Raw genomic sequence first — 324 nt, 5'->3', positions numbered from 1 at the left:
GACGCTGGCCACTATGAACGGTCGCTGTGACGCAGTAGCATCAACCGGTCGCTGGCACGGGAAACTTACTGCCGCAGCGCGACGGAAATGGCGTCGAGGCCGCCACGCAATTCGGCTTCCGTCGGCCAGCCGAAGCCGACGCGGAAGAAGCGTTTTTCCATCTCGAACCAGTGGCCGGGTCCGACATAGGTGCCATGGTTTTCCAGCAGGTTCACATAGAACCGGTCGAGGTCGAAGCCGGTTTCGACATTGAGGCGCGGGAAGCCTACGACGCCGCCTTCGGGCCTGATCCAGTCGACCAGCGGTTCGCGATCGATCCAGGCC

At 62.7% G+C, this 324-nt stretch carries 1 pseudogene; it reads right to left on the bottom strand.

From position 1 onward, the window contains the following. Positions 1-65: 65 nt before the first annotated feature. Positions 66-324, bottom strand: a pseudogene (locus EOC06_RS38730) (aspartate aminotransferase); the annotation flags it as partial.

The sequence above is a fragment of the Mesorhizobium sp. M7A.F.Ca.MR.362.00.0.0 genome, assembly GCF_004023175.1.
Lineage (GTDB): Bacteria > Pseudomonadota > Alphaproteobacteria > Rhizobiales > Rhizobiaceae > Mesorhizobium.
This window is presented reverse-complemented; position numbering and strand designations above follow the sequence as displayed.